The organism is Pontibacter sp. T17 (assembly GCF_057219875.1).
The window spans coordinates 1,350,302-1,372,653 of record NZ_JBXVVW010000001.1 but is presented as its reverse complement, the minus strand read 5'-3'; the positions used below and the strand labels follow the sequence as shown (position 1 = coordinate 1,372,653).

The window sequence follows — 22,352 nt, the reverse complement described above, 5'->3', positions numbered from 1 at the left end:
CTGCTGATAGTGAAGTGCCGAATTCAACAGATGGGCAGGGAGTAAAACAAAAAAGCATCCGGGGATACCGGATGCTTGTTCAACTTCAGCGAAGCCTTAGTTTTTCTTGGCAGCCTTTTCGGGCGACAGTTTTTCCTTGATACGGGCAGCTTTACCAGCGAGGTTACGCAGGTAGAAGATGCGGGCGCGGCGTACGGCACCCTGCTTCATCACCTCGATCTTTTCGATAGCGGGGCTGTGAATGGGGAGCACGCGCTCTACACCAACACCGTTGCTGATTTTGCGAACGGTCATGGTTTCGGTAGCGCCAGTGCCACGGCGCTGGATCACTACGCCCTGGTATTGCTGGATACGTTCTTTGTTACCCTCGCGGATACGAACGTGAACGTTGATGGTATCCCCAGCTTTGAATTCCGGGATGTCGCTGCGCAGTGTTTCAGCGTGCAGCAGTTTAACAAGCTCTTGCATGGCGGCTTTACTTAGCGGACGGCAAAAATAGAAAAATTCTGAGACAGTTAGACCTGTCTATCATTTTTTTACGCGGGGCTCGGCATTTTCGATGGCATCGACACCCAGGCGGGCCAGGAGATCGGGGCGGCGCAGGCGGGTCTTCTCCAGCGACTGGGCATCGCGCCAGGCTGCGATGTTGGCGTCGTGGCCGGAAAGCAGCACATCGGGCACCTTGTGGCCCTCCCAGTCGGCCGGACGGGTGTAGACCGGGGCATCCAGCAGGTCCCCCTGAAAAGAGTCGGACAGGGCCGAGGTCTCGTCAGAGATGGCCCCGGGCAGCAGCCGAACGATGGCGTCGGTGAGAACCAGCGCGGGGAGCTCGCCGCCAGACAGGACGTAATCGCCGATGGAAATTTCGCGTGTGACGAAGACATCGCGGACCCGCTGGTCCACGCCCTTGTAGTGGCCGGCCAGCAGAATGAGGTTCTTGCTCAACGAAAGTTCATTGCAGATTTCCTGAGTCAGGGTTTCACCATCAGGCGTGAGGTAAATGACCTCGTCGTAGGTGTGGGTTTCCTGAAGCTTGCGGATGCAATTGGCAATGGGCTGAACCGTCATGACCATGCCTGCCCCTCCGCCGTAAGGATAGTCGTCGGTTTTACGGTGCCGGAGGTCGGGGCTATACTCTTTCAGATCGTGCACCTGAATCTCGACAATCCCCTTCTGCCGGGCACGGTGCACGATACTGGCCGTCAAGGGGCTGTCGCACAGTTGGGGCAGGCAGGTGATGATGTCTATACGCATAGCGGGTATGTAACGGAAACGTAGTGCAAGTTCTGATTTCTTTTGGCCATGCCAATGGAAAAGGGCAGTCCTTTCGGGCTGCCCTCTCCTGTTAAGTACAAAGCGCAATCAGAGGGTGGCAGAAGCCACGGCCAAGGCTGGGTAGTCGGTATAACCTTTCTCGCCGCCCTGATAGAAGGTGTTGACATCAGGCTGGGCCAGCTCGGCATTCACCAGCAGGCGATACGGCAGGTCGGGGTTCGAGATGAAGGGCGCGCCAAACGCTACGAAGTCGGCTTTGCCAGTGGCAATGACTGCCTCAGCTGCTTCTTTGCCGAAACTACCGTTGGCGATGAGAGTGCCTTTGTAGTTGCTTCGGATGACGTTGAGCATGGGCTGCGCTTCGGGCTTCACATCGGCCGACATCGGGGTGATGACGTGCAGATAAGCCAGGTTCAGTTTGGCAAGCTCAGCGGCGGCATAACCAAAGGTTTCTTCAGGATTGCTGTCGCTCATGCTGTTGAAGGGGTTGGTAGGCGACAGTCGCACCCCAACGCGATCGGCACCCCACACTTCCACGATGGCGCGGGTCACTTCCAGCAGCAGACGGGCACGATTCTCCTTGGAGCCGCCATAATTGTCAGTACGCTGGTTGGATCCGTCGCGGAGGAACTGGTCGAGCAGATAGCCGTTGGCACCGTGTACCTCCACGCCGTCAAAACCCGCCAGCTTGGCCATGCGGGCAGCATGTGCAAACTGGGCTACAATACCCGGGATTTCGCTGGTTTCCAGTGCACGGGGTGTAGGCATGTCTACAGGCCCCTGATACGAATAGAGCTGGCCTTCGGCGGCAATGGCAGAGGGTGCTACGGGCAGCTCGCCATTGGGCTGGAAGTTCTGGTGTGAGATTCGGCCCATATGGAAGAGCTGAATGAAGATGCGGCCACCAGCTGCGTGCACTGCATCAGTCACCTGGCGCCAGCCTGCCACCTGGTCTTCCGAGTACATGCCAGGAATGTTGGTGTAGCCAATACCTTGTTGCGATACCGCGGTAGCCTCGGTGAGGATAAGCCCAGCACTGGCCCGCTGCGCGTAGTAGGTTGCCATTACAGGCGTTGGCACGCCCTCATCTGTGGCACGGCTGCGCGTCATGGGGGCCATGAGCACACGGTTGGGGAGCTCCAGAGCGCCCATACGGGCAGGAGAAAAGAGTACGCTAGAGTTTGACATTGCTTCAGATGTGAGTACAGAAGCAAAACCATGTTCAAACACTATTCGTTCAAAACGATTATAAGAAAATTCATCTTTCGTTTTAACAACTATAGCAAATGCGAAAAGCCCCTTTGCAGGGGCTTTTCCGTGATAGATGTTGTAGCTCAGGCCTCGGACGCGCTGTTGGCGAGCACCGAAATCTGGTTATTGGCCACCTCGGCGACACCCCCCTCGATGTTGAAGACTTTCTCTTCACCCTTGGCGATGCGCACTGTCACCGTACCCTTGCCGAGGGTGCTGATGATGGGGGCGTGGTTGTACAGTACCTGAAAGCTCCCTTCCGAGCCGGGCAGCTGCACAGCAATGGCCTCGCCTGCGAAAACGCGGCCTGCGGGGGTCACTACTTCTACGTTCAGTGCTTTCATGGGAGCGGAGGAAAGAGATTAGGCACCTACTTCTGCCAGCAGTTTCTTGCCCTTCTCTACAGCCTCTTCGAAGGTACCTACGTAGAGGAATGCAGCTTCGGGGTAAGCATCACCTTCACCGTCGATGATGGCGTTGAAGCCACGGATGGTGTCTTCGATGCTTACGAACTTACCAGGCATACCGGTGAACTGCTCGGCAACGTGGAAGGGCTGCGACAGGAATCGCTGCACCTTACGGGCGCGGGCTACGGTCAGCTTATCCTCGTCGGAGAGTTCTTCCATACCCAGAATCGCGATGATGTCCTGAAGTTCCTTGTACTTCTGGAGAATTACCTTCACACGCATGGCAGCAGTGTAATGGGCTTCACCAACGATGGTGGGGGTCAGGATGCGGCTGGACGAAGTCAGGGGATCTACGGCAGGGTAGATACCGAGGTTCGAGATGTCGCGGGAAAGTTCGGTAGTGGCATCCAGGTGCGCGAAGGTCGTAGCCGGAGCGGGATCGGTGTAGTCATCCGCAGGTACGTATACGGCCTGGATAGAAGTGATGGAGCCACGGCTGGTGGAGGTGATACGCTCCTGCAGGGCACCCATTTCCGTCGACAGCGTGGGCTGGTAACCTACGGCCGAAGGCATACGGCCCAGCAGCGCCGACATTTCCGAACCCGCCTGGGTGAAACGGAAGATGTTGTCAATGAAGAAGAGGATGTCGCGGCCTTTGGCTTCGCCAGGTGCGTCGCGGAAGTATTCTGCGATGGACAGACCGGTGAGGGCTACACGGGCGCGGGCTCCGGGGGGTTCGTTCATCTGGCCGAACACGAGGGATAGGGTGCTCTCCTTCAGTTCGTTCAGGTCAACCGAGCCGAGGTCCCAGTTGTTATGGTGCAGACCTTCTTTGAACTTGTTACCGTACTTGATAACGTTGGCTTCAATCATTTCCCGCATCAGGTCATTACCTTCACGGGTACGCTCACCTACCCCAGCGAATACGGACAGACCGGAATACGCTTTGGCGATGTTGTTGATGAGCTCCTGGATGAGTACGGTTTTACCTACACCAGCACCACCGAAGAGACCGATTTTACCACCCTTGAGGTAAGGAGCCAGCAGGTCGATAACCTTGATACCAGTGAAGAGTACTTCGGGTTCGGTAGCGAGGTCTTCGAACTTGGGGGCCTGACGGTGAATGGGGTAGTAGTCGTCGGCGGCGGGCTGAGGCAGACCGTCAATTGCACGGCCTACTACGTTGAACAGACGGCCACGAATAGCAGCGCCTACAGGTACGGAAATGGCACGGCCCGTGTGCTTGACCTCGGTGCCACGCTTCAGACCATCCGTGCTGTCCATAGCGATGGTGCGAACACGGTTTTCGCCAAGGTGCTTCTGTACCTCCAGGTACAGGTCTGTACCGTCGGCCTGCGTTACCACCAGTGCATCGTAGATCTGGGGGATGGAGGCACTGTCGGCACTGAAGTCGACGTCGACGACCGGGCCGATGATCTGGGCAATTTTGCCCACGTTCGTAGCGGCGTTGCTGCTCATTATCTGAAGCCTTTGAATACGATTGTGCGGGTTTGCAAAATCAGGCTGCAAAAGTAGTTGAGATTCCGAATGGTTCCAAACTTTAAACTCAAAGGCGTTAAAAACCTTCCACGAAGTGTTAGACAGACCCAACGTATTGCTATCCGTCTTCGCTTTAGGTGGACGATGCGCCGCTGCCCATGCCAGTTTGTCTACAAAACAAGACACCGTAGGCTATTGGTAGCCCGTGCCACTTTATGGCTGTGCGTTTCGGTCATCTGGCATTTAACTTGCCTAACCTGGACAGCTACTCTCCGCAACACATGCTCTACCTCTTCGCTGTTATCCTGATCATTCTATGGCTTCTGGGCTTTCTGGCCTTCAATATTGGGGGCCTCATTCACCTACTGCTGGTGCTGGCCGTGATTGCCGTGCTCTTAAGAATTATCCGCGGAGAGAAGCCTTTCTGACGGTTATCAAATGTTAAGAACCCGATGCGATGCAACTTCCCCTGCGAGGCTGCGTCATTACACTGAACAGCGCCACTATCTCCGCTGTATCGAATAGAAGATGAAAACGCTCAAAACCGTCCTCCTGCTGGTGGTGCTTCTGGTGTTAGCCGTCACTGTACTGAAGTTTGTGTTCGGCATTCTGAAGTTTGTGTTGCTCATTGGCCTGGGCCTGCTGTTCCTGCGCTGGCTGAAGCTGATTTAATCTAGACGCCTTAAATGCTCAGAAAATAGAAAGGCCTCCTTGCGGAGGCCTTTTGCTTTCAGCGACGACGCGTCAGAAAGGGGCAGGCTCGTAACCACCCTCGAACGTCGTGTCGTCATTCATACGCGAGGGGAAGGTTTTGAACTTCGGACCGGGATCGTCGTTGACGGGAGGCATGTAGCTGCTGCCGCCCCCACTTCCGCCGCCGTCGTAAGGCACAAAGCCTCCTCCACTGCCAGCAGCTTCGTGCAGATCAGCGAATTTGGCGAAGCGGCCAACGAAATTCAGCTTCACGGTATCCACTGGGCCGTTACGTTGCTTGCCAATGATAACCTCGGCAATGCCGCGTGTGCTGTTGCCGTCCTCGTCGGTTTCCATGCCGTAATACTCAGGCCGGTAAAGGAAGCACACCATATCGGCGTCCTGCTCGATAGAGCCCGATTCGCGAAGGTCGGAGAGCTGAGGCCGTTTGTCGCCGCCACGCTGCTCCACCATACGCGACAGCTGCGACAGCGCAATAATGGCAACGTTGAGTTCCTTGGCCAGTTCCTTGAGCCCCCGCGAGATGGTGGCGATTTCCTGTTCGCGGTTACCGGCCTTGGTGCCACCGGCACTCATCAGCTGCAGGTAGTCAATGATCACCAGCTTGATGTCCTTCTCAGCCTTTAAACGACGGCACTTGGCCCGAAGGTCGTAGATGGAAATGGCCGGGGTATCGTTGATGTAGAGCGGAGCGGATGCCAGGGCCGAACTACGGTATGTAAGCTGTTCCCATTCGTAGGGCTCAAGCTTGCCGGTACGCAGACGGTTGAGGTCCAGTTCGGCTTCAGCAGACAGCAGACGCTGGGCAATCTGTGGCGCGGCCATTTCGAGCGAGAAGAAGGCCACCGGCACATTGTTCTTGACAGCGGCGTTGCGGGCCAGCGATAGCGTGAAAGCCGTTTTACCCATTGCAGGACGGGCGGCCACGATAATCAGGTCAGAGGGCTGCCAGCCCGAGGTCAACTCATCGAGCTTGCGGAAGCCTGTAGAGACCCCCGTGATGCCATCCTCGCGGGTTTTCAGTTCCTCCAGCTGCTTGATGGTCTGGGTCATGAGGTCCCCTACGGAGACGTTGTCGCGGCGAAGGTTGTTCTCCGACAGCTTGAAGAGCTCGCTCTCGGCCTGGTCCAGAAGGTCAAACACATCGTGGGTATCCTCGAAGGCATCGCGCTGCACTTCCGAGCAGATACGGATGAGCTCACGTTGCAGGTGCTTCTGAGCGATGATGCGGGCATGGAACTCGATGTTCGCGGCCGAGGCAACCTTGGAAGTAAGGTCAGTGATGTAGAAAGCGCCACCAGCAATCTCCAGCGAACCTGTCTTGCGCAGCTGCTGGGTGACGGTGAGAATATCAATGGGCTCTGAGTTCTGGAACAGCTGGTGTATGGCCTCGAAAATGGCGCGGTGGCTGTCCTTGTAGAAAACGTCGGGCGACAGGATGTCAATCACCTTGGTGAGGGCATCTTTCTCCAGCATGAGGGCACCCAGTACGGCCTGTTCGAGGTCGGGCGCCTGAGGTGGCACACGGCCCAACTGCGTGAGGATGGGCGTTTGTTGGGGCTTGCGGAGACGGGACGCGGTTCCGGCCGGCCGTCCTTGTGGCATGTCGGTCATCAGCTGCAAAAACAGTCTAGAGTCAGGGATTCAGCGTAGGTTCGAGAGGGCTTCGATGACCGGGCGGTTGGCGCGTTCCGGGTTTGTATCCCAGGTCCAGAAGCCAACCGTTCGGTGCCGAAGGGGAGACAATAATACGGCACGAAAGGGCGCGGGCGATTGCCATTTGGAGAGGGATAATTCACGACTTTTTAACGCCTGTCTGTTGAAAAATAAACTCGCCAAAAGGGTATGTTTGCCAACACGCCAAAGTGCATATACAGGCATGCGTGTGCCTAATTAGACATCCTATTTCCCTCCACCTTCCGCGCTCATTCTCATGCAACTACATACCATTGACACAGGCATTTTCCGGCTGGACGGTGGTGCTATGTTCGGCGTGGTGCCCAAGCCCATCTGGGAAAAAACCAACCCCGCCGACAGCCGCAACCGGATAGAGCTGGCCATGCGCTGTCTGCTTGTAAACACAGGCAACCGCCTGGTGCTCATAGACAATGGCCTGGGCACGAAACAGAACGAGAAGTTCAAACTGCTGTACGGCCTTGACGAAAGCCAGACGCTGGAGAAATCGCTGAACGCCGCGGGCTACAGCAAAAGCGACATCACCGACGTGCTGCTCACCCACCTGCACTTTGACCATTGCGGCGGCACAACCGAACTGAACAGCGAAGGCAAGCCTGTGCTGGCCTTCCCCAATGCACAGATCTGGGTACAGAAGCGGCACCTGGAAACGGCCACCCACCCCAATGCCCGCGAGGTAGCCTCTTTCTTCCGCGAAAACATTCAGCCCATTGCAGATGCTGGCCAGCTGAAATTGGTGGACACCCCCGCCGGTGCTACCGAAGAGTTGATACCGGGAATCAAGGTGCGCACCTTTGATGGCCACACAGCTGGCATGCAGCTGCCCATCATTGAGTACAAGGGCCGGATGTTACTGTATGCAGCCGACCTCTTCCCGACGCACGGCCACCTGCCCCTACCCTATGTGATGGGCTATGATGTGCAGCCGCTGGTAACATTGGCCGAGCGAGAAGGCATTCTAGACTGGCTGGTGCAGAACCAGGTGGTGCTCTACTATGAACACGACCCCGTGTGGTCGTGCGGCACGGTTGCAAAGGACGAGCGCGGCAAATTCGGCAGTGGCGACCTGTTCCCGCTCTCCGCTCTTTGAGCCCAGGTCTAAAATTTCTGCTTCGGCATTGTAGAAACCCAGAGTGTTTTATACCTTTGCCGTCCCAACAAAGGATCGACCGTCATGGCTAAGAAAAGAGGCAACCGGGTACAGGTGATTCTGGAATGTACCGAACATGCCAAGAGCGGCATGCCTGGCACTTCCCGGTACATCACCGTGAAGAACCGCAAGAACACCCCCGAGCGCATGGAGCTGAAGAAATTCAACCCCATCCTCAAGCGCGTAACCGTGCACAAGGAAATCAAGTAATTCGCACACCGCTAATCCTTCAGCGAAATGGCTAAGAAAGTAGTTGCTACCCTGCGCGACAAGACCAAGGGCGCCGCAATGGTGAAAATCATCCGTGCGGTGAAGAATGCCGACACCGGTTCGTACTCCTTCAAGGAAGAGATCGTTCCGACCGAGCAAGCCCAAGACGCACTGAAAGGCAAGTAATTGCCCTAAGGCTCAACAGCATAAGCCCCGGCCAGATGGTCGGGGCTAAGTCTTTTGGGGGTCGCGGAACTTACAGTCTCAGCGGGCTTCATCGGCTGGCGGCAACGACTTGAGACGATCGAAGGGCCGCACCTGGTAGTGACTGGGGAGGGCCAGCAGTGCCGATGCGGGTGCTTCGCGCACCACTTTCACGGCTTCAAAAGTGAGCGTCAGCTTGTTGCCCAGCGGCTTTTCCGTGACGATGCGAAGAGGGGTCCCCTGAATTTTGCCCTTGGGGCCGAACAGCCAAGGACTTTTACCCAGCACTGTACGCAGCCCCGACGAAAGTGGCAATGCCGCGGCAGCCCACACATACTGCACCTGCTTCTGGTGGGTGCGGGGGTGGCGAACTTCTACCTTGTACTTCACGCAGCTGTAGCCAGCGATGGTGGAGCGCTCGGCGGTGGGGATAACCTTGGGCAGCAGCGTGTCATGCTCCAGCGAATCGACCATCGTCCAGGCCATGGCAGCGGCAGTGTCCAGTACATAGGCCTGCTTCTGGCGGGCGTCCAACAGCAGCACCTGTGACTGTACCCCACCCTTCTGCTCGAAGCGCATGGCACTATCGCCTATCCATACGGTCTGCTGTTGAGCCGTGAGCCCCTGAAAGGCCTGGGCCTCGGGTCCTGTAAGGGTAACACGGTACTCCACCCGGCCCTGAAATGCCTTCGTCGGTGGCTTGGGTCCCTGGCCCATTGCGGTCAGTGCAGCCCCCAGCAACATCAGCAGAAAAATGAATGCTTTCATCGGCTGCAAAGCTACCCAAAGACGTGCCAGAAGTGGCACTCTGGCATTGGGATTATGGTTGTGACCAGTAACTTGTATGAACAAACAAATCCATCCCCGCATGAAACGAGTATACCTACTGCTGTGTCTGCTGGCCACACACCTAATGGCTGGGGCGCAAGACCGCATTACAGGGCAGAGCTTTGCCACCCGCAGCGAGGTCATTGCCCGCAACGGTATGGCCTGCACCAGCCAGCCCTTGGCAACGCAAGCCGCCCTCGATATACTGAAAGCGGGGGGCACTGCCATTGACGCTGCCATCGCCGCCAACGCTGTGCTGGGCCTGGTAGAGCCTACTGGTAATGGCATCGGGGGCGACCTTTACGCCATCGTCTGGGACGCAAAAACCCAGAAGCTCTACGGCCTGAATGCTAGTGGCCGTAGCCCCAAAGGCCTAACCCTGGAAATGCTGAAAGCCAAAGGCCTGACCGAATTTCCGGCACTGGGGCCACTGCCCGTAACCGTACCCGGTGCGGTAGACGGCTGGTTTGAACTGCATGGCAGGTTTGGCCGGCTGAAGATGCAGCAGATTCTGGCGCCCGCCATCAAGTATGCACGTGAGGGCTTCCCGGTAAGCGAGCTCATCGCCTATTACTGGCAGAGCAACAGCCGCGCACTCGCGCAGTTTGAGAACTTTTCCAAAATCTACATGCCCAATGGCCGGGCGCCCCAGAAAGGCGAGATCTTCCGCAATCCCTATCTGGCCAACACGCTGGAGAAGATTGCCAAGGGTGGCCGTGATGCCTTTTACCGAGGCGACATTGCGCGCACCATCGCAGCCTATGTGCAACGTAATGGTGGCTACCTGAGCTACGAAGACCTGGCCAGCCACACCAGCACCTGGGTGGAACCCGTGAGTACCGATTACCGTGGCTATACCCTGTGGGAGCTGCCCCCGAACGGCCAAGGCATTGCGGCGCTACAGATGCTGAACATTCTGGAAGGTTATGACATGAAGGCGATGGGCTTTGGCTCGGCTGAGCATATCCACCACTTTGTGGAGGCCAAGAAGCTGGTGTTTGAAGACCGCGCCAAGTACTACGCCGATCCAGCCTTTACACAGGTACCTGTGACCAAGCTGATTTCCAAGGAGTATGCAGCAGAGCGGCGCAAGCTCATCAAGAACGGTGCGGCCCGCAAGCCCACCGCAGGCGACCCCGAAGTCCTGCGCGAAGGCGACACCATCTATATGACCGTAGCCGATGGCGAGGGTAACATGGTATCGTTGATTCAAAGCAACTACCGCGGCATGGGATCGGGTATGACGCCCGACGACCTGGGCTTCATTCTACAGGACCGTGGCGAGATGTTCAGCTTTGTAGAAGGCCACAATAACGTGTATGCACCCGGCAAGCGCCCCTTCCACACCATCATTCCCGGCTTTGTGACGAAAGATGGCAAGCCCTTCCTCTCGTTCGGTGTGATGGGTGGTGGCTTTCAGCCACTTGGGCATGTTCAGGTACTGATGAACATCGTGGACTTCGGAATGAACTTTCAAGAAGCAGGGGATGCCCCGCGTATCAACCACGAAGGCAGCACGGAGCCTACTGGTCTTGTGACGCCAATGACTGATGGCGGCGAAGTGCAGATGGAAACCGGTCTGATGACGCACCAGGTAGTGCGCGATCTTTTGCGGCGCGGCCACAAGCTGGGCTTCAGCATCAGCGCGTATGGTGGCTACCAAGGCATTGGCGTACGCTGGGAGCCCGATGGAAGGCCTGTTTACTTTGGAGCCAGCGAAAGCCGCAAAGACGGGCATGCAGCAGGCTACTGACCAATTGACCAGTTGTCTGTATCAGTACATCAGAAGGGCGGCCTGTGGGCCGCCCTTTTCCTTTTCAGCGAACAATGATGGACCTGTCAAGCATCACTGTATCCACACACCCCTCGCTAAGCCAACGGCTGACCTGCACACGATAGGCTCCGGGGCGGGCATAGGTCTTGGTGGGCTGACGCTCTGTACTCTCGGTGCCATCGCCAAAATCCCAGTGCCAGAGCTCGCCGCCGATAGCAGGCGTCTGGTTCAGGAACTGAACTGGCCTGCCCGGCTGTGCAACACCCGACTCGGTTGCGGCCCAACCTATCTGCACGGGCTGTGAGGGGCATGGCGATTCCTGCAACAGCAGCACCCAGGCATCTTCTCCCGAGCCACCGGGATTGGCCCTGTCGAACACGTTAACTTTCTGGCCCAACACTGCCACCGTATTGGCATCCAGCACGGCAACGTCTACACCCCGTTCATTGGCCGGGCCGCCGTACGTCTGCCCCCACAAACGGTTGCCATTGGCATCCAGCCGCCAGACCCACAGGTCTTCGCGGCCCTTGAAGCGAGGATCCTTCCAGTCGTCATACTGGCTCCAGCCAGTGGCTATGGCACCGCCATCGGGCATTTCCTGCAGGGCAGTGAGCACTTCGTGGCCAAAGTCGCCCCAGGAAGCCGAGAACAACTGCACTCCCTGTTCATTCAAACGCGAGACCCAAAACTGCCTGCTACCGCCCTCGCCATCTGTTCCGGCAATCCATACACCTTTACTGCGCGAAGGTGCCAGCCGCATGGGCAATGCTCCCAAAGGCAGATCGGTGAGCTGACGTTCCCATTGGAGCGACCCTGCGAAGTCGAGCCGCAAGAGGAACCAGGCAGCTATGGGGAGGCCCCCACTGCTGCTGGGCAGGTGTTTCTCCACCAGCACGAAGTAGTCGCCGGAGGGCACTGCTACCATGTCTATCAGGTATTCTGCCAGCCCCTCTCCCATCACTTGGGTACGCAGCCCCTGCCCTTTCCGATTCATCAGATGAAACCAGAGATTGGGCGCAACCTGCCCGCGGTCGGCAGGAAAGTCGGTGCTGATGGCCCCAGCTGTGCCCGCAGCCATGCAGCCACCATAGCGGTCGAAGGCTACAGCTGCGGTGTAGTCGCCGCCAGGCGAGCGGGCACCCTGAAACCAGCGTTCCTGACCAGTTCGGGCCGAGAGACCACCCCACCAGGCATCGCTGCCGTACTGACTCCCTCCTTCTTCCTCAGCGGATTGTGCGGCCAGTTGCCCGCCAGCTGCTACTACGGTATCGCGCAATGCCAATGTGGTGACACGGGCATTAGCCGAAGCAAAACGGCGGCGCCAAAGCTCTTTGCCCGTGACATTGAGCTTTACGACTGTAGCAACGTTACGCCCAGAGACCGCAGAGCGGGAATTGAAGGCCAGGTACAAAACAGAATCAGGGCCAGCAACCAGCCGTGTTGGCTCGTCGTGACCCTGAGTGCCGTAAAAGCGCTGCCAGAGCAGCCGCGGAAAATACTGTGCCTGACAAGCGAGCGGAAGTGCGCAGCCTAGCAGCAACGCCCAGATACCAGCCCGCATCTGTCAGCAGAGATCGAAGATTACTTGCCGAGTGCCTTGGCTACCGTAGCACCTATTTCGGCGGGGCTTTCCACAACATGGATGCCGCAAGCGGCCATCACAGCCATTTTCTCCTTGGCAGTGCCTTTGCCGCCAGAGATGATGGCACCAGCGTGGCCCATACGGCGGCCGGGAGGCGCAGTCTGACCTGCGATGAAGCCGATAACGGGCTTCTTCACGTTGTGCTTAATCCACTCCGCAGCGATTTCCTCGTTGCTGCCACCGATTTCGCCAATCATAACGATGGCTTCGGTGTCGGGGTCGTTGTTGAAGAGCTCGATGATATCGCGGTGGGTAGAGCCGATGATGGGGTCGCCACCGATGCCAACACAGGTGCTCTGGCCCATGCCGAGCTTGGTAACCTGGTCTACAGACTCATAGGTGAGCGTGCCAGAACGGCTTACGATACCGATTTTGCCGGGGCGGTGGATGAAGCCGGGCATGATGCCAACCTTGGCTTCACCGGGGGTGATAACGCCAGGGCAGTTGGGGCCAACCATGCGCACACCACGCTCTTCCAGATACGCCTTGGCGTAAATCATGTCGCGGGTCGGGATGCCCTCGGTGATGGTGATGATGAGGGGGATGCCAGCATCGGCGGCTTCCATGATGGCGTCGGCAGCAAATGCCGGGGGCACATAGATGATGGAAACATTGGCGCCGGTGGTGTCAACGCACTCCTTTACGGTGTTGAACACGGGCCGCTCGAGGTGCTTGGAGCCACCTTTGCCGGGGGTCACACCGCCAACAATATTGGTTCCGTACTCGATCATCTGAGAGGCGTGAAAGGTGCCTTCGCTACCGGTGTAGCCCTGCACCATAACCTTGGAGTGCTTATTGACCAGGATACTCATGTCCGTATGGCAGTTTCTGTTACAACAACCCAAGGGCGGGTTGCTGTGCGCCGCTAAACTACAAAAAAGGGCGGAGTAACCGGCAGCCTAAACGGCATTGCCGCGCGAAGGCTTAGGAATCAGTGAACTAGCGGCAAGCGCACTTGCACCATGGTGCCGCTAGGCCCTGTTTTCACACTCACGTTTCCCGACCAGCGCTCGGCCAGCCGCCGGCTGGAGTAAAGCCCCAACCCGCTCCCTTCGCCACTGGGCTTGGTGGTGAAAAAGGGCTCGAACAATCGTTGCAGCACATCCTCCGGTATGCCTGGGCCACTGTCGGCAACCGTGGTGTAAGCCCATTCTTCGTCGGCCCAGGTGCGAACCTCCAGGGTGCCCACCGCCTGCATAGCCTGAAGGGCGTTCATCAGCAGGCTTGTCCAGATTATGTGAAGGTCTGACGCCAACGCCCATACTTTCAGCTGGGGCTGATAATCGCGCGTAAGCACCAAGCCGTAATTGAAGTGTGCCTGAAATTCCGCCAAGGCCATCTCGAGTGAATCTGCAAGCGAAACCACCTCGGGTTTCCGGCTGTCATAATCACCGGAGAAGGTCTTAAGGGTAGTGATGAGCCTGCTGGTTTTGTCAATGGCCTTGAGAATATTCTGGGTAGAACGCTGAAAGAACTGAAAGCGAATGGCCTGTTCGAGCTTATGCCGGGCCCCAGGTCGGGCCAGCCACTCCAGCTTGTCTGCAACGTCGGTTATCCCCATCCGAGCCAGCAATGCAGCAACCTCAGCACCATCTGTGATGCCCGCCAACTGTACTTCCAGTTGGCGGCGAAGGAGGCGCTCTTCACGGGTACTGAGGGCGAGTTCGCCTGCGGGGCGTCCTGGCTCAAGGATCAGCTGCGCCAACTGCTCGCGGTCTTCCGGCGTCAGTGACTGCAGGAAGTCGGGCAGATCGCGCACTAGCAGGGGACCCATTTCCTGTAGCAGATTGGCCGACGCCCGCACTGCCCCCAGCGGTGTATTCAACTCGTGGGCCAGGTTGCGGACAAAACGACCTACGGTTGCCATTTTCTCTGACAGAATCAGCTGCTCCTGCGTTCGCTGCAATTCTTCCAGCGCATCGGTCAACTGGCCATTCTGTGCAGCGATCTGCCCATTCTGTCGGGCAATTTCTGCGCTCTTTTCCTCCAACTGCCGATTGGCCCGGCGCGTCTGACTGTTAGCCCGCACCAACAGAAAGGTCAGCAGCCCCAGGAGGCTAACCCCCGAAATCAGTGCCACCAACCAATTTGTCTGGCGTGATATAATGGCCTGGCTTTCCTGAATGGCGTTGAATTGTAAGGTATTCTCCTGCAACAGCAATTGTAATTCAGAGTGCGAACTGCTGTCTTCGCGTGCCAGTTCCTGCAGAAGAGCGCCGATGTCAGAGCCCAGATAGCGCGAGAGTATTTTCTGGATTTCCTGACGGGTTTCGGGGTCAGAGAGGTAACGGTCTATGGGGCTTTGCCAACTGCTGCCCAGTGGCAGGCCGAAGGCCAGACCCTGGCGGGTGGTGCGGAACAGGGGCTGTCGGCGCAGGTTTGATTCTTTGCTGAAGGATTGCAGATAGATGGGCAACGGACAATAGGTAGCCATTCGCGCGCCTGTGCGCATAGCCACCCGGACATCGGCCATGCTGGCGTAAGAGGTATCAATTACCAGTCGTGGGAAATACCGCTCGCGCAACTTGAGGAAGTTCTCCTCGAAGGTGGTGTTGGGCCCTGCCAGGGCTTTGACGCCTGCCAGCACCTGCCGGAAATCCTGTGAGGTAGCCTGAGGCACGTCTGCGGTGGTCACCAGCAGCTCTACGTCCATCAGGTAGGGGACAGTGAACCCCATACGCTTGCGTCGCTCATCTGTGATGCTGAGGGCCGCCAAGCCCAGATATGCATCCGTTTTGGCAGCCTGTATGCGGCGCAGCGTCTCATCGATATTCCGGCATTTGACGAAGCGATAGGTTATCTCAACCCCGTACTTCTGGGCCAGGTAGCGCTGTAGGCCCCAGAGTATTTCCATCTCGATGCCTCGATGATGACCATCGGGCTCCTCGATGATGTAAGGGTCCTCCTGTATGTAATAAACAGTAATCTCTGCTTTGCGCGTGGTCAGGGCTGTAGACCAGTCGATGGCCACAAGCGAAACAGGCAGCAAAGCCAGCATACCTGTGAGAAGAAGGATTACGCGCCTCACCTTGTCTGTTAGTTCCTAAAAGATACAGAATGGGGTTTTAACTGGATGTGCGTTACCCCACCTAACAGACGATCGGAGCAGAATTCACCCAAAAGGGGGAGAGATTCAGGCCTTACGCTGGGCTCGTGCCTGTTCCAGCAACTCCCTCTCCTTGGCAGAGAGCGAACTGGGCATCTGGACCTTAAGCTTGAGATAAAGAGCCCCGTATTCCCCCGGACGATTGTAGACAGGCATACCTTTGCCTTTCAGTCGCAGTATGGCATCGGGCTGTGCCCCCGCCGCAACTGGCACTTTTACGGTTCCAGACAATGTCTGAACGGTGATTTCACCTCCCAGCAGCAGAGTGTAGATGTCCACGGGCACGTCAAGGTGCAGGTCGTCGCCTTTCCGCTCGAAACGGGCATGACGCTGTATGTGGATAGTAAGATAAAGGTCTCCTGCGGTTCCATCGCTGGCCACCCGGCCTTTGCCTTTGAGTCGCAGCTTTTGACCATCGGCAATACCCGGTTTCAGGTTCAGCCGCAAGGTGCGATCGGCCACGCCCAACAGCTTTGTGCCACCCTGGAATGCATCTTCGAGGGTCAGCGTGACGTCGGCGCGCTGGTCCAGCCCTGAGGTGCGCTGCATGGGTTCTTCGTCGCTGCCGCCAAAGAAAGTGCGAAAGAAATCGGAAAAGCCGCCGCCAAAGAAATCGGAAAAGCCACCAGCGCCTTCTTCAGCGCCGTAGCCACCTGCTGACCCAGCGGTGCTCCGCTGCGAACGCGCACGCCGCATTTGGTCCTGATACGCCTTATACTGCTCATACTGCTTCCAGTTGGAGCCCATCTCGTCGTATCGCTTGCGGTTCTCGGCACTACCGAGCACCTCGTAGGCTTCTGTAATCTGCTTGAATTTCTCCTCGGCAACTTTGTCGCCGGGCTTCACATCGGGGTGATACTGCCGTGCCAGCTTGTGGTACGCCTTCTTGATATCGTCCTGCGAGGCAGCGCGGTCTACCCCAAGCACGCGGTAATAATCCTGATACTGCATAACGGTTTAGCTAGGGATACAACGCAAACCGCAAAGGATGCGCCAAGGCAAGGTTGTCATTTTTACAGGCCCACCCAAGCCAAACTGTCTGCAAAGCCTGCAAAAAAGACAGCAACGTATGCCACAATTACCTGCTTATCAAAACATTATGTCAGGCAAAATGCAGTGGCACGGGCTGTGAGGCATCAAGGGTGTAATCACATCACACCCCACACAAAATCTTTCAAGCCATGACGCTGACCAAGTTTCAAAACCCCGCCCTCTACCCCACTTCCTTTTCCTGGATGCTGGACCGGCTGTTCAACGAACTGGAAGCCACCCCTGAGGTGACGAGTTTCAAGCCTCGGGTGGACGTGGTAGAGGAAAAAGACAGCTACCTGATTCATGTAACCGCACCGGGCATGAAGAAAGAAGACTTCAAGATCGAAGTGCAGGACCGCAAGCTGGTAATCAGTGGCGAACGCAAGTTTGAAAAGAGCGAGGGCGACGGCCGCAAGTACCATGTACTGGAAAGCCAGTATGGCGTGTTCAGCCGGGTGTTCCGCCTGCCCGACAACCTGAAGAAGGAAAGCATCGCGGCAAGCTATGTGGACGGCATCCTGACGGTAACGCTGCCCAAGGATGAAGCCCGCACCCTAGTGAACCAGATTGCCGTAAACTGACAGGAGTGAGAGCAGCCAAGCGCTGCCAAGAGACCCGCATGCCCCATTGGGGCATGTTGGGTTTGTAGAAAACCCACCGGCAGCCTGCTTGTTAAAAGATTCTAAAGCTACGACAACTTTCGTAGGAGTTGCGTTTATTTGGGTAAACGAACTCGCTTGTTCCTATTGAGCCTTTCTACCCGAGGACATCAAACACACTCGAAACCGATCTTATGAAACGTTCTGCTGAAATGCTCAAATACCTGGCCGTTGCAGTGACTGGCGGCCTGGTTTCGCTGGGTGCCTATTCATTGCTGGCCCCACGGCAGGTGCTTACGTTCGATGCCAAGCAGGCTGCCGAGGGCATCGACGCCCGCTATGCCCGCTACGCCCCAGAGGGCGCGGTAGATTTCACATCAGCGGCGCAGATAACCCTACCCTCAGTGGTGCACATCAAAGCCACCCAGCAGGTAGTGGCCAACGACCTCCGCCGCAACGAAGAGCGCGATTTCTTCCGGGAGTTCTTTGGCGAAGAAGGCGGACGCTACCGAGGCGGCCCACGTGCAGCCAGCGGCTCAGGAGTTATCGTCAGTGCCGACGGTTACATCGTTACCAACAACCACGTGATCGCCGAAGCCGACAACATTGAGGTAGTACTGTCGGATAACCGAAGCTACAAGGCCACCATCGTTGGCACAGACCCACAGACTGACCTGGCCCTGCTGAAGATCAAGGAAAGCAACCTCCCAGCCCTGAAACTGGGCAACTCCGATGCCGTGAAAGTAGGCGAATGGGTACTGGCTGTAGGCAACCCCTTCAGTCTCACAGGCACAGTAACCGCAGGCATTGTCAGTGCCAAAGGCCGTGCACTTGGCATTCTGCAGGACAGCCTCCGTATCGAAAGTTTCATCCAAACGGACGCTGCCGTTAACCCTGGCAACTCGGGTGGCGCACTTGTGAACACGCAAGGCGAACTGGTAGGCATCAACACTGCCATTGCAGGCAGTGTATCGGGCACCTATGCCGGTTATTCTTTCGCCATCCCGTCCAACCTTGTGAAGAAGGTGATGGATGACCTGCTGAATTTTGGCTCGGTGCAGCGCGCAGTATTGGGCATCAGCATCGCTGATGTTTCTCCCGAACTCGTAGCCCGCGAAGGCCTGAGCACCCAGCAGGGTGTATATGTAGGTGGCACCAGTGACAACAGTGCTGCGGGCGCCGCGGGCATCAAAGCTGGCGACGTGATTGTGGCACTGGATGGCCAGAAGGTAAAAAACAGCTCTGAACTTCAGGAGATTGTAGCCCGGCATCGACCTGGCGAGAAGGTAAAAGTGACCTTCCTGCGCGGATCAAACAGCCAGACCGTTGAGGTAACCCTTCGCTCGCGCGCTGGTGAAACCAAGGTAGCAGCCCGCGAGGTAACGGGTGCTGCCCGCACACTGGGTGCTGAGTTTACCAGCCCCAAAGTCGAGGTAATGAAAAAGCTGAACCTGAGTGCGGGTGTACAGGTAAGCCGTGTGCAGCCTGGCATTCTCCGCTCTGCCGGTATTCGCGAAGGGTTTATCATCACGCACGTTTCTGACCAGCCTGTGAAGTCGGCAGAAGACATCCAGCGTATTCTGGATACCCGCAAGAAATCAGGCCGCAACAGTGCGCTGGTGGAAGGCCGCTACCCAGATGGCAGCGAGGCTGTCTACGGCATCAACTTCTAAGCAGCTGGCAGGCCAAGTCAGGCCCGAAGAGTTGTAATCCCTTCAATACCCCGCCCCGGCGGGGTATTGTCGTTTCATGAGGGGCTAACATGCAAACACCCCGGTGTTGCCGGGGTGTCGCAGGATTTCGAATTCCGCAAGTGAGAGAACAGCGGGGCTGTACCCTGCTGGTTTATACGGCCTCAACGGCCTGCACTTCAGGCACCATGCGGGTGAGCAGGGCCTGGATACCACTCTTGAGTGTCATCATGCTGCTGGGGCACCCAGCACAGCTGCCGCGCAGCCGCAACTTTACTACACCGTCCTCAAAGCCTTCGTATACGATGTCGCCGCCGTCCATAGCCACGGCAGGGCGCACCTGCTCTTCAATGAGGCTGATGATCTTCTGTTCTACTTCGTCGCCAGCGGTAGCAGGAGCTACATATTCGGCATTCTTCACCACCTGCTGGTGCTCGGCCAGCACTTTCTTTACTTCGTCCTTCACGGCAGGGATGATGTCTTCCCAGCGGGCGGTCTCCGTCTTGGTAACAGTTACGAAGTTGCGGCCAATGAATACCCCTTGCACGAAGGGATACTGGAATATTTTGGCTGCCAGCACGCTGCCTTCCTCCGCTGCTTCGCGGGTCTGGAACTCGGCAGTGCCACTGGGCAGAATGGTGCGGTCTACTACAAACTTGAGACTCGCTGGATTGGGAGTAACCTCGGTGTAAATGTTCATGGAAATTGCAGCTTGGGGTCAAAGTCCAATTGCCGCTATAATAACGCCGGGCAGGGCTGATTCGTTTGTGTAGCGAAGAAAAAGCACAGCCTTTCGATAAGAAGCCCATTCAAGACACAGGCCTCTAGGCGCTTATACGCAACCTTTCTATTGGCATTTCCTCAAGCGTCATACCTAATAATGACAGGCCCGTGCCTATCTTTGGCCCGCAATCTAACCCAACTGCAGAAGTGGAATCGTACCGTGAACCCCGCGAGGTGTATACCCACAAGGTAAAGGCTGGCAAGCGCACGTATATTTTCGATGTACGCGCCACCCGCAACAACGACTTCTATATCACCATCACCGAGCGGAAGCGCAACCTGGACGACGAGTCGGTACAGAAGCAGAAAATTTTCCTCTACAAAGAGGACTTCCTGAAGTTCCGCAACGGTCTGTTGGACGTAATGGACCATGTGATGGAAGAACTGATGCCCGACTTCGACTACCAAGGCGAGGACCTCGACAACTGGGGCCCCCAGCACGACTGATGCCCGCGGATCCCAGGACTTTACTGCCATGACCAAAACAAGCCTGAACCTGCTGTTTATCGGCGACCAAGTAGGCGAAAGCGCTGTAGCCTTCACCTGTGCCGAGCTACCGGGCCTGATTCAGCGCTACGGCGCCGACTTCGTGGTAGTGAATGCCGAAAACGCCCACCAGGGCAAGGGCCTGAATGAAGTGATTGCCAAGCGGCTGTTCAAAGCTGGTGCCGATGTACTGACTGGCGGCGACCACAGCTTCGACAAGCACCTGATATTCCCTTACATGGCCCGTGAGCCCCGGCTTTTGCGCCCAATGAACTATCCGCGCGGTGTGCCGGGCTTTGGCTTTGGCGTGTATGCGCTGGAGGCACTGGGTGTTAAGATTGGCGTGCTCAACCTGCGGGGACAGGTGTTCTTCAATAACCCTATCCAGTGCCCGTTTCGTACGGCCGACTGGGCCATCGGTGAAATCCGCAAGGAGACCAATCTCCTCTTTGTAGATCTTCATGCCGAAGCCACTGCCGAGAAGATTGCACTGGGCCATTACCTTGATGGCCGCGTCAGCGCCATAGTAGGCACCCATACGCATGTCCAGACTGCCGACGAGCGCATTCTACCCGCCGGCACCGGCTTCCTGACCGATGCCGGCTGCACTGCCGCCAGCCACAGTGTGATTGGCATGCAGGCGCAGGTGGCCATTCAGCGCTTCCTGTTGCAGACGCCACACAAATACGAACTGGCTGACGGGCCTATCGCGCTGCGTGGCGCAGTGGTAGAGATAGAACTGGCCACAGGCAAAGCCCTGCGTGTGGAGCGTGTAGCCGTAGACGAGACCGAAGAAGCCTGGCAGCGCCGCAAAGCCGAGATGAAGAGTAATCAGGGCAAGGACGAAAGCGAATAACGCCTTACAGCAACCCCTACAAATGAAAAGCCCCGGCGATACCGGGGCTTTGTCTTTATACTGTGGGAAAACGGGTAATCAGTTGCCGATGAAGTACTCGTTGGGGTTGGTCTTCTTGCCGCGTACGATTACCTCGTAGTGCAGGTGTGGGCCCGTGCTGTAGCCAGTGTTACCAGAGTAGCCGATGACGTCGCCACGCTTCACAGCATCGCCAATCTTCAGCTTGGTACGCGACAGGTGGGCATACTTGGTGATGAAGCCAAAGCCGTGGTCAATTTCCACCTGAATACCGTAGCCACTTTCGCCGTTGAGACCCGAGGTAATGATGATGCCAGCGCCCGTAGCCTTGATGGGCGTGCCCATATCGGCGTCGAAGTCGATGCCCGCGTGAAACTGGTGATGCCCGTGGAAGGGATCGCGGCGGTAGCCAAAGCCACCAACCACCCGTCCCGGAACTGGCCGGATAACAGGAACGTGAGAGAGATATTCTGTTTTCTCAGCAGCAGCTTTCTCCAGCATGGCATAGCTTTCTGCCATCAACAGCAAACGATACTGCATCTGATCGTTGTTGAGCACCGCCTCGCGAAGCACTGCCGGCGAAATAGCCTCATACTTGTCTGAACCACCCGTACCGCCGTTCCAAACACCATCCTCAATGCGGTCGAGTGCCAGGATGCTGCGGTAGAAAGAGTTGTCGTTCTGATGCAGCTTATCGAGACTGGCCTGCAGGGTACCATAGCGCTGATTAACCGACTTGAGTGACGCAGCAAGCACCAGATTGCGCTCAGCGAGGTACTGATCTTCTACGTGATGGTCGGTATAAAAACTGTAGCCAATGAAAGCAGAAGCTACCACAACGCCCACCACAAAAGCGATACCCAGATTGCGCATGATCGCACGTACTTCTACGCGGACTCGCTCATAGGTAAATGTCTCAGGATTAAAGCGGTATAGCGGTCTATTCATCTAGGTTCAGTTGGCGGTTCAGCAGTTGGTCTACCCTACATGCGGTATGGTTCTATTCAGGCGGACGCAAAATAGAAGGTTAGACTGTTCGGTGCAACTATCTAACGCGTTTTCTCCTAGGTATTTAACCTTGGCTTAATACAAAAGGGAACCTCTTCCGGCTTTGGGAAGAAAAGTCCCCTT

At 56.8% G+C, this 22,352-nt stretch carries 23 protein-coding genes; 10 read left to right on the top strand and 13 right to left on the bottom strand.

Annotated features, from left to right (window positions below; genetic code table 11):
- Positions 1 to 96: 96 nt before the first annotated feature.
- The 5 genes from rplS to atpD form a co-directional block, all read right to left on the bottom strand.
- Entirely contained in the window at positions 97 to 468 is a 372-nt protein-coding gene (gene rplS, locus AC2D8O_RS06045; RefSeq protein ID WP_484677898.1) for a 50S ribosomal protein L19, read from the bottom strand.
- A 60-nt stretch (positions 469 to 528) separates the two neighbouring features.
- The gene (trmD, locus tag AC2D8O_RS06040; protein WP_484677897.1) at positions 529 to 1,254 is read right to left on the bottom strand and encodes a tRNA (guanosine(37)-N1)-methyltransferase TrmD; all 726 of its coding nucleotides are present in this window, start codon (positions 1,252 to 1,254) and stop codon (positions 529 to 531) included.
- A 108-nt stretch (positions 1,255 to 1,362) separates the two neighbouring features.
- The gene (locus AC2D8O_RS06035) at positions 1,363 to 2,463 is read right to left on the bottom strand and encodes an alkene reductase (protein WP_484677896.1); all 1,101 of its coding nucleotides are present in this window, start codon (positions 2,461 to 2,463) and stop codon (positions 1,363 to 1,365) included.
- A gap of 146 nt (positions 2,464 to 2,609) precedes the next feature.
- Complete coding sequence (gene atpC, locus AC2D8O_RS06030) at positions 2,610 to 2,870, bottom strand: ATP synthase F1 subunit epsilon (protein WP_484677895.1); 261 nt, start codon at positions 2,868 to 2,870, stop codon at positions 2,610 to 2,612.
- 18 nt (positions 2,871 to 2,888) lie between these two features.
- Positions 2,889 to 4,412 (bottom strand): F0F1 ATP synthase subunit beta, encoded by a 1,524-nt coding sequence (gene atpD / locus AC2D8O_RS06025; RefSeq protein WP_484677894.1) that lies wholly within the window; start codon positions 4,410 to 4,412, stop codon positions 2,889 to 2,891.
- A gap of 302 nt (positions 4,413 to 4,714) precedes the next feature.
- Here atpD and AC2D8O_RS06020 point away from each other — a divergent pair, with 302 nt between their 5' ends.
- Both AC2D8O_RS06020 and AC2D8O_RS06015 read left to right on the top strand, forming a co-directional pair.
- On the top strand, positions 4,715 to 4,861 hold the full coding sequence (locus AC2D8O_RS06020; RefSeq protein WP_484677893.1) for a lmo0937 family membrane protein: 147 nt from the start codon (positions 4,715 to 4,717) through the stop codon (positions 4,859 to 4,861).
- 100 nt (positions 4,862 to 4,961) lie between these two features.
- Positions 4,962 to 5,105, top strand: a complete 144-nt coding sequence (locus tag AC2D8O_RS06015; RefSeq protein WP_484677892.1) for a hypothetical protein — start codon at positions 4,962 to 4,964, stop codon at positions 5,103 to 5,105.
- A 72-nt stretch (positions 5,106 to 5,177) separates the two neighbouring features.
- On the opposite strand, the gene dnaB is transcribed toward AC2D8O_RS06015, so the two are convergent.
- Positions 5,178 to 6,761, bottom strand: a complete 1,584-nt coding sequence (gene dnaB / locus AC2D8O_RS06010; RefSeq protein ID WP_484677891.1) for a replicative DNA helicase — start codon at positions 6,759 to 6,761, stop codon at positions 5,178 to 5,180.
- Between the two features lie 319 nt (positions 6,762 to 7,080).
- On the opposite strand from dnaB, the gene AC2D8O_RS06005 reads away from it, so the two are divergent.
- The 3 genes from AC2D8O_RS06005 to AC2D8O_RS05995 all read left to right on the top strand — a co-directional run bounded on the left by AC2D8O_RS06005 (position 7,081) and on the right by AC2D8O_RS05995 (position 8,388).
- Entirely contained in the window at positions 7,081 to 7,932 is an 852-nt protein-coding gene (locus AC2D8O_RS06005) for an MBL fold metallo-hydrolase (protein WP_484677890.1), read from the top strand.
- 84 nt (positions 7,933 to 8,016) lie between these two features.
- On the top strand, positions 8,017 to 8,202 hold the full coding sequence (rpmG, locus tag AC2D8O_RS06000; RefSeq protein WP_484677889.1) for a 50S ribosomal protein L33: 186 nt from the start codon (positions 8,017 to 8,019) through the stop codon (positions 8,200 to 8,202).
- Positions 8,203 to 8,229: 27 nt separating this feature from the next.
- A complete protein-coding gene (locus tag AC2D8O_RS05995) occupies positions 8,230 to 8,388 on the top strand; it encodes a DUF4295 domain-containing protein (protein ID WP_484677888.1) in 159 nt (52 codons plus the stop codon).
- A gap of 78 nt (positions 8,389 to 8,466) precedes the next feature.
- Here AC2D8O_RS05995 and AC2D8O_RS05990 read toward each other — a convergent pair whose 3' ends face one another.
- Positions 8,467 to 9,174, bottom strand: a complete 708-nt coding sequence (locus AC2D8O_RS05990; protein ID WP_484677887.1) for a hypothetical protein — start codon at positions 9,172 to 9,174, stop codon at positions 8,467 to 8,469.
- A 100-nt stretch (positions 9,175 to 9,274) separates the two neighbouring features.
- Here AC2D8O_RS05990 and ggt point away from each other — a divergent pair, with 100 nt between their 5' ends.
- On the top strand, positions 9,275 to 10,987 hold the full coding sequence (gene ggt / locus AC2D8O_RS05985) for a gamma-glutamyltransferase (RefSeq protein WP_484678274.1): 1,713 nt from the start codon (positions 9,275 to 9,277) through the stop codon (positions 10,985 to 10,987).
- Between the two features lie 64 nt (positions 10,988 to 11,051).
- On the opposite strand, the gene AC2D8O_RS05980 is transcribed toward ggt, so the two are convergent.
- The 4 genes from AC2D8O_RS05980 to AC2D8O_RS05965 all read right to left on the bottom strand — a co-directional run bounded on the left by AC2D8O_RS05980 (position 11,052) and on the right by AC2D8O_RS05965 (position 16,707).
- The gene (locus AC2D8O_RS05980) at positions 11,052 to 12,569 is read right to left on the bottom strand and encodes a PKD domain-containing protein (RefSeq protein ID WP_484677886.1); all 1,518 of its coding nucleotides are present in this window, start codon (positions 12,567 to 12,569) and stop codon (positions 11,052 to 11,054) included.
- Positions 12,570 to 12,589: 20 nt separating this feature from the next.
- The gene (sucD, locus tag AC2D8O_RS05975; RefSeq protein WP_484677885.1) at positions 12,590 to 13,462 is read right to left on the bottom strand and encodes a succinate--CoA ligase subunit alpha; all 873 of its coding nucleotides are present in this window, start codon (positions 13,460 to 13,462) and stop codon (positions 12,590 to 12,592) included.
- Between the two features lie 119 nt (positions 13,463 to 13,581).
- Complete coding sequence (locus AC2D8O_RS05970; protein WP_484677884.1) at positions 13,582 to 15,648, bottom strand: ATP-binding protein; 2,067 nt, start codon at positions 15,646 to 15,648, stop codon at positions 13,582 to 13,584.
- A gap of 135 nt (positions 15,649 to 15,783) precedes the next feature.
- The gene (locus AC2D8O_RS05965; protein ID WP_484677883.1) at positions 15,784 to 16,707 is read right to left on the bottom strand and encodes a DnaJ C-terminal domain-containing protein; all 924 of its coding nucleotides are present in this window, start codon (positions 16,705 to 16,707) and stop codon (positions 15,784 to 15,786) included.
- Between the two features lie 230 nt (positions 16,708 to 16,937).
- Here AC2D8O_RS05965 and AC2D8O_RS05960 point away from each other — a divergent pair, with 230 nt between their 5' ends.
- A complete protein-coding gene (locus AC2D8O_RS05960; protein WP_484677882.1) occupies positions 16,938 to 17,369 on the top strand; it encodes an Hsp20/alpha crystallin family protein in 432 nt (143 codons plus the stop codon).
- Positions 17,370 to 17,581: 212 nt separating this feature from the next.
- Positions 17,582 to 19,060: a Do family serine endopeptidase gene (locus AC2D8O_RS05955; protein ID WP_484677881.1), complete on the top strand. Its 1,479-nt coding sequence runs from the start codon at positions 17,582 to 17,584 to the stop codon at positions 19,058 to 19,060.
- Positions 19,061 to 19,232: 172 nt separating this feature from the next.
- On the opposite strand, the gene AC2D8O_RS05950 is transcribed toward AC2D8O_RS05955, so the two are convergent.
- Positions 19,233 to 19,778 (bottom strand): NifU family protein, encoded by a 546-nt coding sequence (locus tag AC2D8O_RS05950; RefSeq protein ID WP_484677880.1) that lies wholly within the window; start codon positions 19,776 to 19,778, stop codon positions 19,233 to 19,235.
- A 230-nt stretch (positions 19,779 to 20,008) separates the two neighbouring features.
- Here AC2D8O_RS05950 and AC2D8O_RS05945 point away from each other — a divergent pair, with 230 nt between their 5' ends.
- Together AC2D8O_RS05945 and AC2D8O_RS05940 are read left to right on the top strand one after the other, a co-directional pair.
- A complete protein-coding gene (locus AC2D8O_RS05945; RefSeq protein WP_484677879.1) occupies positions 20,009 to 20,308 on the top strand; it encodes a DUF3276 family protein in 300 nt (99 codons plus the stop codon).
- Positions 20,309 to 20,336: 28 nt separating this feature from the next.
- On the top strand, positions 20,337 to 21,203 hold the full coding sequence (locus AC2D8O_RS05940; protein ID WP_484677878.1) for a TIGR00282 family metallophosphoesterase: 867 nt from the start codon (positions 20,337 to 20,339) through the stop codon (positions 21,201 to 21,203).
- 78 nt (positions 21,204 to 21,281) lie between these two features.
- Here the strand turns inward: AC2D8O_RS05940 and AC2D8O_RS05935 are convergent, their stop codons facing one another.
- The gene (locus tag AC2D8O_RS05935) at positions 21,282 to 22,169 is read right to left on the bottom strand and encodes a M23 family metallopeptidase (RefSeq protein ID WP_484677877.1); all 888 of its coding nucleotides are present in this window, start codon (positions 22,167 to 22,169) and stop codon (positions 21,282 to 21,284) included.
- Positions 22,170 to 22,352: the final 183 nt, after the last annotated feature.